The 12,425-nt window shown below is 71.4% G+C and carries 14 protein-coding genes and 1 tRNA gene; 8 read left to right on the plus strand and 7 right to left on the minus strand.

From position 1 onward, the window contains the following. Window positions 1–85 precede the first annotated feature (85 nt). Window positions 86–1,030 carry an aldose 1-epimerase family protein gene (locus tag ACE3O1_RS11855; RefSeq protein WP_374315275.1) on the plus strand — a complete coding sequence of 315 codons (945 nt, stop codon included), beginning with the start codon at window positions 86–88 and terminating at the stop codon, window positions 1,028–1,030. 14 nt (window positions 1,031–1,044) lie between these two features. On the opposite strand, the gene ACE3O1_RS11860 is transcribed toward ACE3O1_RS11855, so the two are convergent. Further along, window positions 1,045–1,617 (minus strand): hypothetical protein, encoded by a 573-nt coding sequence (locus ACE3O1_RS11860; protein ID WP_374315277.1) that lies wholly within the window; start codon window positions 1,615–1,617, stop codon window positions 1,045–1,047. 10 nt (window positions 1,618–1,627) lie between these two features. Then, window positions 1,628–2,041, minus strand: coding sequence for a DUF4383 domain-containing protein (locus ACE3O1_RS11865; protein ID WP_374315279.1), 414 nt, complete (start codon window positions 2,039–2,041; stop codon window positions 1,628–1,630). A gap of 209 nt (window positions 2,042–2,250) precedes the next feature. On the opposite strand from ACE3O1_RS11865, the gene ACE3O1_RS11870 reads away from it, so the two are divergent. After that, window positions 2,251–2,634: a DUF5684 domain-containing protein gene (locus ACE3O1_RS11870; protein ID WP_374315281.1), complete on the plus strand. Its 384-nt coding sequence runs from the start codon at window positions 2,251–2,253 to the stop codon at window positions 2,632–2,634. A gap of 4 nt (window positions 2,635–2,638) precedes the next feature. On the opposite strand, the gene ACE3O1_RS11875 is transcribed toward ACE3O1_RS11870, so the two are convergent. Next, window positions 2,639–3,508, minus strand: coding sequence for an SDR family NAD(P)-dependent oxidoreductase (locus ACE3O1_RS11875; protein WP_374315283.1), 870 nt, complete (start codon window positions 3,506–3,508; stop codon window positions 2,639–2,641). Window positions 3,509–3,577: 69 nt separating this feature from the next. Here ACE3O1_RS11875 and ACE3O1_RS11880 point away from each other — a divergent pair, with 69 nt between their 5' ends. The 5 genes from ACE3O1_RS11880 (at window position 3,578) to ACE3O1_RS11900 (ending at window position 7,050) form a co-directional block, all read left to right on the plus strand. Continuing rightward, window positions 3,578–4,198, plus strand: a complete 621-nt coding sequence (locus ACE3O1_RS11880; RefSeq protein ID WP_374315285.1) for an asparagine synthase — start codon at window positions 3,578–3,580, stop codon at window positions 4,196–4,198. A gap of 22 nt (window positions 4,199–4,220) precedes the next feature. Then, window positions 4,221–4,607: an MmcQ/YjbR family DNA-binding protein gene (locus ACE3O1_RS11885; RefSeq protein ID WP_374315287.1), complete on the plus strand. Its 387-nt coding sequence runs from the start codon at window positions 4,221–4,223 to the stop codon at window positions 4,605–4,607. A gap of 110 nt (window positions 4,608–4,717) precedes the next feature. Next, window positions 4,718–4,790: transfer RNA gene (locus tag ACE3O1_RS11890), tRNA-Arg, on the plus strand. A 74-nt stretch (window positions 4,791–4,864) separates the two neighbouring features. After that, window positions 4,865–5,677 carry an alpha/beta fold hydrolase gene (locus ACE3O1_RS11895; RefSeq protein WP_374315289.1) on the plus strand — a complete coding sequence of 271 codons (813 nt, stop codon included), beginning with the start codon at window positions 4,865–4,867 and terminating at the stop codon, window positions 5,675–5,677. Continuing rightward, complete coding sequence (locus tag ACE3O1_RS11900; RefSeq protein ID WP_374315291.1) at window positions 5,677–7,050, plus strand: diguanylate cyclase domain-containing protein; 1,374 nt, start codon at window positions 5,677–5,679, stop codon at window positions 7,048–7,050. Before ACE3O1_RS11895 ends, ACE3O1_RS11900 begins: the two co-directional genes overlap by 1 nt. Window positions 7,051–7,077: 27 nt before the next feature. Here ACE3O1_RS11900 and ACE3O1_RS11905 read toward each other — a convergent pair whose 3' ends face one another. Genes ACE3O1_RS11905 through ACE3O1_RS11920 form a run of 4 tightly spaced genes read right to left on the minus strand, consistent with a single transcriptional unit; the run spans window position 7,078 to window position 11,198 of the window. Beyond that, window positions 7,078–8,115, minus strand: coding sequence for a LacI family DNA-binding transcriptional regulator (locus ACE3O1_RS11905; protein WP_374315294.1), 1,038 nt, complete (start codon window positions 8,113–8,115; stop codon window positions 7,078–7,080). 28 nt (window positions 8,116–8,143) lie between these two features. Beyond that, a complete protein-coding gene (locus ACE3O1_RS11910) occupies window positions 8,144–8,956 on the minus strand; it encodes a carbohydrate ABC transporter permease (RefSeq protein ID WP_374315296.1) in 813 nt (270 codons plus the stop codon). Next, window positions 8,953–9,879 (minus strand): carbohydrate ABC transporter permease, encoded by a 927-nt coding sequence (locus ACE3O1_RS11915; protein WP_374315298.1) that lies wholly within the window; start codon window positions 9,877–9,879, stop codon window positions 8,953–8,955. Before ACE3O1_RS11915 ends, ACE3O1_RS11910 begins: the two co-directional genes overlap by 4 nt. Continuing rightward, window positions 9,876–11,198, minus strand: a complete 1,323-nt coding sequence (locus ACE3O1_RS11920) for an ABC transporter substrate-binding protein (protein WP_374315300.1) — start codon at window positions 11,196–11,198, stop codon at window positions 9,876–9,878. The genes ACE3O1_RS11915 and ACE3O1_RS11920 overlap by 4 nt, the downstream gene beginning before the upstream one ends. Before the next feature lie 275 nt (window positions 11,199–11,473). Here ACE3O1_RS11920 and ACE3O1_RS11925 point away from each other — a divergent pair. Continuing rightward, window positions 11,474–12,425: carbohydrate binding domain-containing protein (locus ACE3O1_RS11925; protein ID WP_374315301.1), on the plus strand; the 952-nt coding region annotated here is incomplete at its 3' end.

The raw sequence follows: 12,425 nt of genomic DNA on the forward strand, positions 1-12,425 counted from the left end.
GGTCCCGCGACCCCGGTCGCGGGACCTGCGCTCGTCGCGGGATACTGGGTCCGCTCCCACCCACCGAATCCAGGGGAACTCCTCCATGCCTCGAATCCCGACGTCCGGCACACAGCACGCGCTCCGCGCGGGCGATTACGAGGCGGTCATCGCCAGCATCGGTGCGACCGTCCGCTCGCTGACCTGCCGCGGCCGCAACCTGGTGGTGCCCTTCGACGCGGACGAGGTGCGCCCCTCCTATCGCGGCGCGACGCTCGCGCCGTGGCCGAACCGCGTCGTGGACGGCCGCTATACCTTCGGCGGCGTCGAGCGTCAGCTCGCCCTCACCGAGCCGGCCCGCCTCCACGCGCTGCACGGACTGGCAGCATGGCTGGACTTCGAGGCCGTCGACAAGGGGCCGGACCACGTGACGCTCGCTGCCGTGATCCAGCCGCAGAGCTCCTACCCGTGGCGGATCGTCGTGGTGACCACGTTCTCGCTCGGCCCCGAGGGGCTCACGCAGTCCGTGACCGCGCGCAACGACAGCGCCGAGGCCGCGCCCTGGGGCACCGGCCCGCACCCCTACCTCGTCGCCGGCGCGGGACATGTCGACGACTGGACGCTCGAGCTCCCTGCGGCGCAGGTCCTGGGCGTCACCGAGGACCGGCTCATCCCGACCGACCTCGTCGCCGTCGACGCGGACGATCCCGAGCGGTTCGACTTCCGCACCCCTCGCAGGCTGGGGGCCGTGGAGATCGACCACGCCTACTCCGGCCTCACCCGCGACGAGGCCGGCATCGCCACCGTGCGCGTGACCGATGCCGCCGGGTCGGGCGTGCAGATGTCGTGGGATGCCGCCTGCCCCTGGGTGCAGATCCACACCGCCGACAAGTCGGAGCCGGAGCTCAGCCGCCTGGGCCTCGCTGTCGAGCCCATGACGTGCGCGCCGGATGCGTACAACGACGCCGACTACGCGTTCCACACCGGGCTCATCGCCCTCGAGCCGGGCGCCGAGACCACCGCCTCCTGGCGGATCGGCGCGATCGGCTGACCTCGAGAGCCGCCTCAGTGGTGGCCCGGATCGACGAGCTCGTGCCCGCCGTGTCCGGTGGCGTTGCGACCGGCCTCGGTGGCGCCGAGCGCCGGCGTGACGAGCCCGGCCACCAGGACCGCGGCCACCAGGATGGCCCACACCCGCGGGGGTGCGGCATCCGTCGCCTTCCGGGCCCGGCGCCGCAGCACCGAGGCGCACGCGAGCGCGATCGTGACGAGCAGCGCCGCAGCGGCGGCCACCGCCAGCACACTGGTGCGCACCGGGTCCGACGCCACGGCGACCGTGGCGGCGGCGATGCCGGCGAGAGCCGCCGCGACGCCCGTCCGCGGAACGACGATGCGTCCACGGGCGAGCGTCACGGCTCCCCATACGAGCCCGGCCGCGCCGAGCGCCAGCAGGACGACGCCGGCCCCCCGGGCGGCACCGCCCTGCGGAACCGCTCCGGCGCCGATGGCGAGCTCGATCAATCCCGCGCCCCATGCCGCGACAGCCGCCCACGGGACGGCGATGCCCCCGAGGGGGGTCCCGGTCGTCCGGTCGGACGTCCGGGGACCCGCCTGCGGCGTGGTGAGCGCGGTGGTCATGCGATGCCGATCAGGCCGTGCGGGTGCTGGTGCTGACCGAGCGCTCGGCGCCGAGTCCGACACCGAGGAGCACCAGGGCGCTCGCGAGGTGGAGGAAGTGGTCGAACGTGTTGAGCGCGAGGATGTTCAGCGCGGTGCCGACCAGGAAGAACCCGACGACGCCGAGCAGCAGGTAGACCGCGCCCACGACGATGTTGACGGTCTTCGCGGCGCGAGCGTTGCTCAGGCCGGCGATGAGCAGCGCGGCGCCGATCAGCAGGTGCGCGATGTTGTGCAGCGGGTTGACCTCGAAGATGCCGAGCAGCAGCCCGCCTTCGGTCGCGATGAACCCGACGCCACCGGTGACGGCGAAGCCGAGGGCCCCGACGACGAGGTAGACAGCGCCGAAGATCGTGGCGACGAGGCGATTGGGTGACGATCCCATGAGCGTCCCTCCTGATTTCGTGGCGGCGGATGCCGCGTGTGGAATGTTGTTCGGATCGCTCGCCGGATCGGTTTGGACCGGCCGTCGATGCGATCGCCGTCTGACGCTATGGGTGCGGCCGCACCGCAGGCCGGGGCTTGCGCCGCCGCGCCGATATTGGTACTCGCGCGTTCACATGCCGGCCATGGCACGACCCCTATGCTGAGCGCATGACTCTCGCCAACACCGTCACCGACACAGCCGATCTCACCTCGCTCTGGGGCGTCTACAGCGTGTTCGCGCTGATCTGGTACGTCCTGGTCGCCGTCGCGCTCTGGAAGGTCTTCAGCAAGGCGGGGTATCCCGGCATCCTTGCGATCATCCCGATCGTCAACGTCGTGATCCTCGTCAAGATCGCCGGCTACTCGGCCTGGCTGACGCTGCTCTACCTGATCCCGATCGTGAACATCGTGTTCTCGATCCTGGTGTCGATCCGCGTGGGTCGCGGCTTCGGCAAGGGCGGCGCGTGGTCGTTCTTCCTGCTGTGGCTGTTCGCCTTCATCGGCTACTTCATCCTCGGCTTCGGCAAGGCCACCTACTCCAAGCCCGAGTGAGCGCTCAGCCGATCGGCGTCGTCGTGTCGATCGCCGCACGCAGCGGGCGCCGCTTCGGCGCCCCGTCGGGGGGGGGGGTGTGCCGCGACCGCACATCGACCGGGCGCGCCTCGCGCCCGATCATCGTGCGCGGCCGGCGCCGCACCGTCGCCTCGACGATGCGCGCCGCCGCGTCCGCGGGCTCGGTGTGGTACATCGCGGCCTGCGCCGCGGCGGCACGCTCGGCGACGGCCGGGTCGATCGCTTCCGCGTAGCGCCCGCGGCCGATGATGCCGGTCTTCACGCCGGCGGGGTAGATCGCGCCGACCGTCACGTTCGTGCGCTCGAGCTCATGGCGCAGCGACTCCGTGAAGCCGCGGACGGCGAACTTGCTCATCGCGTAGGGGATGCGTCCCGCGGGCGCGGCGAGGCCGTAGATGCTCACCAGGTGCGTGACGTGCGCAGCGGGCTCGCGACGCATCGCCGGCAGCAGCGCTTTGGTGATGTTCACGGTGCCCCACAGGTTGACGTCCATGAGCCAGCGCATCTCGGCCATCGTCAGCTGATCGATGTCACCGAGCATCGACGAGCCCGCGCACGTGATCAGCGCCTGCACATGAGGGTGGGATGCTTCGATCTCGGCGGCGAGGGCGAAGACGGCGTCATCGTCGGTGAGGTCGATGACGTGCGTCGTGTGGCCGGTGCCGGTCAGATCGGCGGTGAGTGCCGCCAGCCCGTCGGCGTTGCGGTCGAGGAGCGCCAGCCGCGCGCCGCGGCGGTCCAGCTCGCGCGCGACCTCGGCGCCCATGCCGCTCGCGGCTCCCGTGATCACGCTGGTCCTGCCGCGCACGTCGAGTCGCTGCATCCTCGCCATGTCGGTCCCTCTCGTCGTCATCGAACGGTCCAACGATTCTCGCGGACTCGCGACGGTGCCGCTGACGCTAGCCTCGGTACGGGAGGTGCGATGGGCAAGACCGCGGAGGCGATCGCCGAGGGCGTGTCCATCGCGTCCGCCGCGGCGCGGCTGGCCGTGCGCAATCACATCCTCGTCGAGACGATCGCGCACGACGCTCCGTTCGAGGTCGCGACCTTCGCTCCGTTCGCGCACGACACGCTCATCTCGCTCGCGGAGGAGCAGGAGGCCGCCGCGGCGCTCGCCAAGCGCCAGCGCAAGAAGGCGTGGGGGAAGTTCACCGACCCCGACGGCACGCACGACTACCGCGACCGCGACATGCGCAACCTCCGTAAGCGCCATCGCCAGTACGTCGGCGTCGCCAAGGAGCTCCGCCGGATCGCCGAGGATCCCCACGCCGTGCGCACCCTCGTCGAGCAGTCGAGGGACGCCGCGTGGGGCGACGTCGAGGCGAACCTGCAGCGCCGGCTCCGCGTGGAGGGCATGCGCGCCGACCTCGACCCCGACTACGACAAGATGCGCGCCGCCCGCATGCAGTCGCTGCGACTGGTGGATCTGCCCAAGCTCGCCGCACACCGGCGCCGGCTCGCCGAGGAGGACGCCGCTCCCGCCGTGGACGCGCCGCCGGCCCCGCGCGCATCGGGAGTCGACCTGACCGAGCTCGACGTCTGAACCGTGGCGTACGCTCGGCGGGGTGGACGTCGATGCGGCCGGACATCCGATGCACTTCCCGCCCGATCATCCGCTGGTCGCACGGGTGCGCGGTCTGTGCCTGCCCTACCCCGAGGCCGTGGAGGCGATCTCGCACGGGCGGTGCACGTTCCGTGCCGGCAGGCGGCAGTTCGCGCTCGTCGGCGTCGCGGGTGAAGGCGCGGTGGTCTTCATCCCCGACGACTCGGAGCGACAGGTGCTGCGCGAGCGGGACGATGTCTTCGTCCCGCCGTACGAGGGCGCCTACGGCTGGCTCGCCCTTCGCGTGACGGCGGACGCCGGCGACTGGGAGCTGCTCGCCGAACTCATCGACACGTCGTACCGGCAGGTCGCGCTGCTGCGCCAGCTCCGTGCCCTCGACGGGCTGTGAGGTGCGTCTTCACCGACACGCCCGGGGCGGAGCATCCGTCCCGCTCGATTCGCGTGCATGCCGGAGCGTGGGGTATTCTGGACGACGTTGTGCGCGAGAGCGGGCAACCTGCGCCCGTAGCTCAATGGATAGAGCATCTGACTACGGATCAGAAGGTTAGGGGTTCGAGTCCCTTCGGGCGCGCACTGTGTTGAGACAGTAACGATCGAAAGCCTGCGGATCTCCGCAGGCTTTCGTGTTCCCAGGATGGGGAGACAGTGACCGAGGTCCCGACGGCCGACGCCCTGCACCGCAACAACGTCACGGTCACGGGGGATCCGAGCGCGCCCGTCGTGGTGTTCGCCCACGGGTTCGGCTGCAGCCAGGAGACGTGGGCCGCCGTCGCGCCCAGATTCGAGAGCGATCATCGTGTGGTGCTCTTCGACCATGTCGGAGCGGGAGGATCGGATGCCTCCGCCTACGAACGCGGGAAGTACGACTCGCTCGACGGCTACGCCACGGATGTCCTCGAGATCCTCGAGGCGCTGGAGGTGTCCGACGTCGTCTTCGTCGGCCACTCGGTGAGCGCGATGATCGGCGTGCTGGCGGCGAACCGGCAGCCGTCCCGCTTCCGCGCACTCGTCCTGGTCGACCCGTCCCCGCGCTACACGAACGAGGGCGACTACCGCGGCGGGTTCGAGCAGGCTGACATCGACGCCCTGCTGGACGCGCTCGACGCGAACTACCTCGGCTGGGCCCAGCAGGCAGCCCCCATGATCATGGGCACGCCCGCCCGGCCGGAGCTGGGCGAGCGGCTCACCGAGAGCTTCTGCCGCCTCGACCCCGAGATCGCGCGACAGTTCGCCCGGGTCACGTTCCTGTCCGACAACCGGGCCGATCTCGCCCACGTGAGCGTGCCGACCCTGATCCTGCAGTGCCGTGCCGACGCGATCGCGCCGACCGAGGTCGGCCGGTTCGTGCACGCGGAGATCCCGGGGAGCCGGTTCGTGGAACTCGACGCGATCGGGCACGTGCCGATCCTCTCCGCGCCCGACGAGGTGTCCGCCGCGATCCGGGATTTCCTGTCGTGATGTCGGCGGCCGAGGACGACTGGTTCCGACTCGCCCCGTGCGGCCTGCTCTCGACCACGCTCGACGGCCGCATCCTCGACGCGAACGACACCTTCCTCGCGTGGACGGGGCATCCGCGCGACGACGTGATCGGACGCTCGTTCGCGTCGCTGCTGGATGCCGGCAGCCGGCTCTTCTTCGACACGCGCCACAGCCCGGTGCTGCACCTGCAGGGTGCGATCGACGAGGTGGCACTGACGCTGCACGGCGCGGACGGGACGCCCCTGCCCGCGCTCGTGAACGCGGTGCGCGACCTCGACGCCGGCCGCATCCGGATGGCCGTGTTCAACGCGACCGAGCGCGTCCGCTACGAGCGCGATCTGCTCCTCGCGCGCCGCACGGCGGAGTCGTCCGAGGAGCGCGTGCGCGTCCTGCAGGAGGTGTCCTCCACCTTCGGCGTGAGTGCGACGGACGAAGACGTCGCGGAATCGTTCGCCGCCGTCGCGCGCGAAGCGTTCGCCGCCCGCGAGACCGGGGTCTTCCTGATCGCGGACGACGGCGACCTGCAGCTCGTCGGAGGCTCCAATCCGCTGGCGGGGATGGTCGCGCCGGTGCCGGAGCTCCGGGCCGCCGCGGAAGTCGTCGTGGTGCACGCCGCCGACGAGAACCAGCGGTACCCGGAGGTGGCGGCGGCGATGCGGCAGAGCCGACTCGCGTCGCTCACCGTCGCTCCTCTCGTCGCCGACGGCCGGCGGCTCGGCATCCTCGTGTGCTTCTTCGCGCGCCGCGTCGACTTCGACGATCGGTACTTCGAGCTGCAGCAGGCGCTCGGCAGGCAGGCCTCGCAGACCCTCGTCCGCGTCCGGCTGCAGCGCCGCCTGGCCTTCCTGGCCCTCCACGACCAGCTCACCGGCGTGGGGAACCGGCAGCTGCTGCAGTCCAACCTCGACGACGCCCTCGCCGCGGCCGCGTCGGAGGGGGAGCCGCTCGCCGTGCTGTTCCTCGACGTCGACGAGTTCAAGGGGATGAACGACGCGTTCGGCCACGCCGTCGGCGATCAGGTGCTCGTCGAGCTCGCGACCCGGCTGCGCGACAGCGTGCGCGCCGGCGACACGCTCGGCAGGATCGGCGGCGATGAGTTCGTCGTCGTGTGCCGCCACGCCGATGCCGAAGCCGCCGAGGCGGTCGCGGAGCGGATCCTGGAGGTCTGCCGGGCCCCGATGTCGCTTGCCGGCGGCGTGGTGGGGGTCTCGGTGAGCGTCGGGATCGCGCTCTTCGACCCGGCGGTCGATCCGCTGCCGGCGAGCGATCAGCTGCTCGTCCGCGCCGACGCCGCGATGTACGCCTCCAAGCGCGCGGGCAAGAACCGGCTCAGCGTGGCGCCGGGGGACTGAGGCGGCACCCTGGTGCCCCGCCGCCGGTCAACGCGTGGTCTCGCGCACCACCAGGCGCGGCGGCGTCATGCTGCGGAGCGGGGGGCCGGACGCCCCCTCCGTCTGCAGGCGCGCCAGCATGATCGCGACGATCTCGTCGGCCATCGCGTCGTTGCCCGGCTCGACCGTCGTGAGCCGGGGCACCACGTGCGCCGCCGCCCGGACGTTGTCGAAGCCCACGACCTGCACGTCGGCGGGAACGCGGATGCCGCGATCGGCCAGCGCGCGGAGCGCGCCGAAGGCACTCGAGTCGGTGAGGGCGAACACGCCGTCGAACCGGGCGCCCTCGTCGATCAGGGTCGTCACGGCGCGGAATCCGTCGGTCATGTCGAGTCCCGAGGCCACGATGAGCTCGGACCGCACGGGCAGCCCGCGCTCACGGTGCGCAGCGAGATACCCCTGCGTGCGCAGGGTCTGCATCGACTCGATCCCGGTCGCCGATCCTCCCAGCGCGATGACTGAACGGGCGCCGCGGTCCAGCAGGTGGCCCGTCGCGAGCCGCCCGCCGGCCACGTTGTCCATGAGCACGTGGTCGAAACGCGTCGCGAGCGCCCGCTCGCCGAGGAGCACGATGGGCTTCGCGGGCGGGATGCGACCGAGGTCGGCGGATTCGCTCGCCGCGATCGCGAGGATGAAGCCGTCGTAGGTCTCGAGGTGCGAGGCCGCGAGCGACTCGATCTCCGCGGTCATGACTCCGCCGGTGTTCTCGGTGACCAATCGGATGCCACGCGCGGAGAAGCGCTGCGAGAGCCGCTCCGCGAGCTCGCCGTAGTACTCGGAGGCCAGGATCGGAACGCCGAGGCCGACGATGCCGGTGCGGCCCTTCCGCAGTGACCGGGCGCTCTGGTTGAGCCGGTAGCCGAGATCGTCGATGACGCGCGCGACGCGGTCGATCGTCTCGGCGCTGACCCGCTCCGTGCGGCCGTTGACGACGTTCGAGACCGTCTGCGCCGAGACGCCCGCCTTCTCCGCGACGTCCTGCATCGTGACGTGCGCATGCGGGCGTGGGGTGGAGGGATGTTCCATTCGGGCTGGTTCGGGTCGGCGCCGGGGGTCACCGCGACTCTATCGGCGCCACCGCCCCGCGGAGGAACCGGCCGGCGACCGCGAGCAGGAGCAGCGCCGGGATCGTTGCCACGAGCGCGCCTGCGAACACGAGGGCGTAGTCGACGCCGTACTCGCCCTGCAGCGCGCGCAGCGCGACCTGCACGGTGTGCGTGCCGGGTGATCGCAGCACGATGAACGGCCACATGAAGTCGCTCCAGGACGAGACGAACAGCAGGCCGCCGAGGACGATCGCTCCGCGCCGGACCAGGGGGAGCGCGATGTGCCGGAACGTGCGCCACGGGCCGCAGCCGTCGAGCGCTGCGGCGTCGAGCAGCTCGTCCGGCAGCGCGGCGGCGATGTACTGGCGCATCCAGAAGACGCCGAACGCGCTGGCCAGCCCCGGGACGATGAGCGCGCGCAGCGAGTCCACCCAGCCCAGCGACGACATCAGAAGATAGCTCGGGATCACCGCGACTTGCACGGGGAGGGTCAGGCCGAGCAGCACGAGGGTGAAGAGCGCCGTGCGGCCGGGGAACCGCAGCTTCGCGAAGGCGAATCCCGCCAGCGCGCACACCAGGGAACCGCCCACCGCGACGCAGCTCGACACGACGGCGGAGTTGATCAGCGACTGCGCGAACGAGACCGCGGACAGGACCGCGCGCACGTTCTCGCCGAGGTTCGAGCCCGGGATGAGCGGGGGTGGGAAGGTCGTGGCGGCCGCGCTGTCGCGCGAGGCGACCGAGACCATGAACCAGAGCGGCGCCCAGCACAACAGACAGGCCCCCAGCAGCAGCGCGCCGCCCCGCCACCGCGTCGTCACGTCGTCCACCCGAGGCGCCGGAAGCCCGCGAAGAAGCCCGCGACGAGCGCCGCGGTCAGCACGAAGACCGCGGCGGCGACCGCGGCGGCGTAGCCGAACTGGTAGTCCCGGAAGCCGACCTCGTAGACGAGGAGCGCCAGCGTCTGGCACTGGCGCGCGGGACCGCACGTGATTCCCGTGGGGTCGGCCATCAGCGGCTCCGTGAAGAGCTGCAGCGCTCCCACGACGGACGTGAGGAAGCTGAAGGCGATCACCGGCCCGAGGAGGGGGAGCGACAGGAACCGGAACTGCGCCCAGGAGCCCGCGCCGTCGAGCTCGGCCGCCCGGAACAGATCGCGCGGCGCGGAGCGCAGCGCCGCCATCATGAGCAGGGTGGTGAACCCGAACCATCGCCAGGCCACCATCGCGGCCACGACGGTCCAGGCGCCGGCCGGATGGGCGAGCACATCGACGTCGTCGACGCCCAGCGCTGCCAGCGCACGGGTGAGCGCGCCGTAGTCCCGGTCGACGAGCTGCGCCACCAGGATCGCGACCGCGGCGCCCGAGGTGACGTACGGGACCAGGAGCGAGACACCCAGCGCGGTCCCCGCGCGCGACGTCGCGCCGCGCGCGGCGTGGGCCAGCACCGCACCGACCGAGACCTGGGCGACCGTGGCCAGCGCCGCGATCGCGAGCGTGTTGACCGTCGCGGTCCAGAAGCGGGGGTCGGCGACCAGGCGCTCGAAGTTCGCCGTGCCCGCCCAGGTCCGCCCGCCGAGCGGATCCCATTCCCACCACGCCAGCGCGAACGTCGCGAGAGAGGGGGCGGCCGTGAAGACCGCGAACAGGAGCACGAACGGCGCGAGGAATGCGTACGGCGTCCAGCCGTCGCTGCGCCGTGTCCGTCGCAGGCCGGGCCGCTCGATCACGGGCCGCTCGATCACGGGCCGTCCGCCGACGCCGGGAGGGCGGCATCCACCGCCTCGAGCGCCGAGCGCCACGCGTCCGCCGGCGCGAGGGAGCCCTGCTCGACCGCGGTCAGCGCTCGCAGGAAGGCGGCGTTGATCGTGCCGGATGCCGGACCCTGCGGCACCGGCTCCATTCCCAGGATCGAGTTCGTGAACACCGTGCCGATGTCGGAGTCGCCGAAGAACGGGTCGCCGAAGGCGGCGAGGTCTCCCTCCTCGTAGGGTGCGACGGCCGCGGGGAGGGGTCCGCCGGAGACGAAGTGGTCGGTCTGCGCCGCGGCCGACTGGGTGGCGGCGATGTAGTCCCATGCGGCTTTCGGATGCCGCGATCCCGCCGGTATAGCGAGGTAGCTCCCGCCCCAGTTCCCGGCGACGCCGGGCACCGGGACGATCCGCCAGTCCCCGCTCGTCTCCGGCGCGGTCGACGACATGACCCGCAGCATCCACGAGGGGGCGGCCATCACCGCGAAGTCGCCGCGGGCCATCGCACCCGACCATCCGGCGGTGAACGCGGGGAGGCCCGCGCTGATGCCGGCGTCGTGCGCGGCCAGTGCGGTGTCGAACGCCTCGCGCAGCTCCGGATTGTCGGCGTGCACGGGCGCACCCGCTTCGTCGTAGTACTTCACGGCGAGCTGGTTGGAGGCATTGACGAAGACGGTGGTGCTGACGTTGTCGACGAAGGCGGCGTCCGACTGTGCCGCGAACCGTGCACCGACCTCGATGAAGGCCTCCCACGTCGGCCACAGCTCCTGCACGGAGGCGGGGTCCGAAGGCAGCCCTGCCGCTTCGAACAGATCGGCCCGATAGGCGAGAGCCATGCCGCCGACGTCGGTCGGGACGCCGATCACCTTGCCCGTGGGGGTGGTCGCTGCGTCCCAGGCCCAGGACAGGTACTCGCCGGAGAGGTCGGCCCCGGCGACACGGCGCAGATCGAGGAAGTGCTCGTCCGCCGCGACGAATCGCGGCAGGTCTTCGCCCTGGATCAGCACCAGATCCGGCGCGCGACCGCCGGCCAGCGCGGCCGTGAGGGCGTCGGCGGTCTCGGCCGACGTCCCGACCTCGCTCAGCGCGATGCGCGTCCCCGGGTTCGCCTCGAGATAACGCTGCACCTGGTCGCCCTGCTGGATGCCGGTGAACGACCAGAACGTGAGGCTCGCCTCGCTCGGGTCCGCGCATCCCGCGAGCAGGAGCGGGATGCAAAGGACGACCGCGCAGCGCCTCGTGGAAGGGGATGCTGTGGTACGCGCGCGCCGGGGACGGCGAGCCCGGTCGGGGCGCAGACGGGTCGCGGCCATGAACGCTCCTTCGCGTCGAGCGGCTCGACGGGCAGGGGTCCGCTCGTGGGTTCTTCCGATCATGCCGGAGTTTGATAGCGCGAACAACAGGGTCTTGTGAGGTCTTGCTGTGACCGCTAACATGCGAAGCGTCCACCAATGGGGCCGGGAGAGCACGGCGCAGTGCCCAGCAGATCTGAGCAAGGGGAATCCGGCCCGGTCCCTCGTCCCCCCGCGATTCGAGCGCGGTGCAGGTGGACCAAGGTTGATCGATCAATGAGGAGGAGACCTTGTCCATGAAGATGATCCGTCCCGCGGTGAGACGCCGCCGGACGGCGGGCGTGATCGGCGCCGGGGTGGCAGCCACCGCGCTGCTGGTCGGCGGGCTCGTCGCGCCGTCGGCGACCGCCGCGGACGAAGAGCTCATCGTGAACGGCGGATTCGAGTCCGGCGTGCAGGGATGGTTCGTGAACAACGGCAACGCGACGGACGGCGGGACGCTGTCGATCGTGACGGACGCGTACTCCGGCGCGTCGGCCGTGCGGATCGCCGGACGCACCACGACGGGCTCGGGGCCGATGCAGGACCTGAGCGGCAAGCTGCAGGCCGGGAGCACCTACACGGTCAAGGCGCGGGTGAAGTACGACAACCCCGCGAGCCCCGCCACCAAGCAGTTCTTCGCCACCATGCACTACGGGGGCAGCACCTACACGAACCTCGGGAGCGCCACGCCGGCGCGCGGTCAGTGGGGCTACATCAACGCGACGTTCACGATCCCGGCGAGCCAGAGCGTGTCGACGGCGCGCCTGTTCATCGAGACGCCGTGGACGAGCTCTCCCTCGACCGATCCCGCGACGCACCTGATGGACTTCGTCGTCGATGATGTGTCGCTCATCGGCAGCCCGCCGCCCCCGCCGCCCTCGAAGACGATCGAGGTCGTCGGCAAGGTGCCCGGTGAGCACAACCCGCTCATCGGCCACAAGTTCGGCGCCGACGGATTCGGCTACGCCGAGGACGGCCGGGTGTACATGTTCATGACGAACGACACCCAGGGGTACGCGCCCGACCCGGTCACCGGCATCTCGCCTCAGATCAACTACGGGAACATCAACCAGATCACGCTGATCTCGTCCGAGGACCTCGTGAACTGGACCGATCATGGCGAGATCCAGGTGGCGGGACCCCAGGGCATCGCTCCGTTCACGAGCAACTCGTGGGCGCCCGGGTTCGCCAAGCGCGTCGTCGACG

Origin of the sequence: Microbacterium sp. (assembly GCF_041909575.1) — a bacterium.
GTDB lineage: Bacteria > Actinomycetota > Actinomycetes > Actinomycetales > Microbacteriaceae > Microbacterium.

Coding starts and splice junctions, on each gene's coding strand:
- ACE3O1_RS11855 (WP_374315275.1), top strand. CDS start 86: ATGCCTCGAATCCCGACGTCCGGCACACAGCACGCGCTCCGCGCGGGC.
- ACE3O1_RS11860 (WP_374315277.1), bottom strand. CDS start 1,617: ATGACCACCGCGCTCACCACGCCGCAGGCGGGTCCCCGGACGTCCGAC.
- ACE3O1_RS11865 (WP_374315279.1), bottom strand. CDS start 2,041: ATGGGATCGTCACCCAATCGCCTCGTCGCCACGATCTTCGGCGCTGTC.
- ACE3O1_RS11870 (WP_374315281.1), top strand. CDS start 2,251: ATGACTCTCGCCAACACCGTCACCGACACAGCCGATCTCACCTCGCTC.
- ACE3O1_RS11875 (WP_374315283.1), bottom strand. CDS start 3,508: ATGACGACGAGAGGGACCGACATGGCGAGGATGCAGCGACTCGACGTG.
- ACE3O1_RS11880 (WP_374315285.1), top strand. CDS start 3,578: ATGGGCAAGACCGCGGAGGCGATCGCCGAGGGCGTGTCCATCGCGTCC.
- ACE3O1_RS11900 (WP_374315291.1), top strand. CDS start 5,677: ATGTCGGCGGCCGAGGACGACTGGTTCCGACTCGCCCCGTGCGGCCTG.
- ACE3O1_RS11905 (WP_374315294.1), bottom strand. CDS start 8,115: ATGGAACATCCCTCCACCCCACGCCCGCATGCGCACGTCACGATGCAG.
- ACE3O1_RS11920 (WP_374315300.1), bottom strand. CDS start 11,198: ATGGCCGCGACCCGTCTGCGCCCCGACCGGGCTCGCCGTCCCCGGCGC.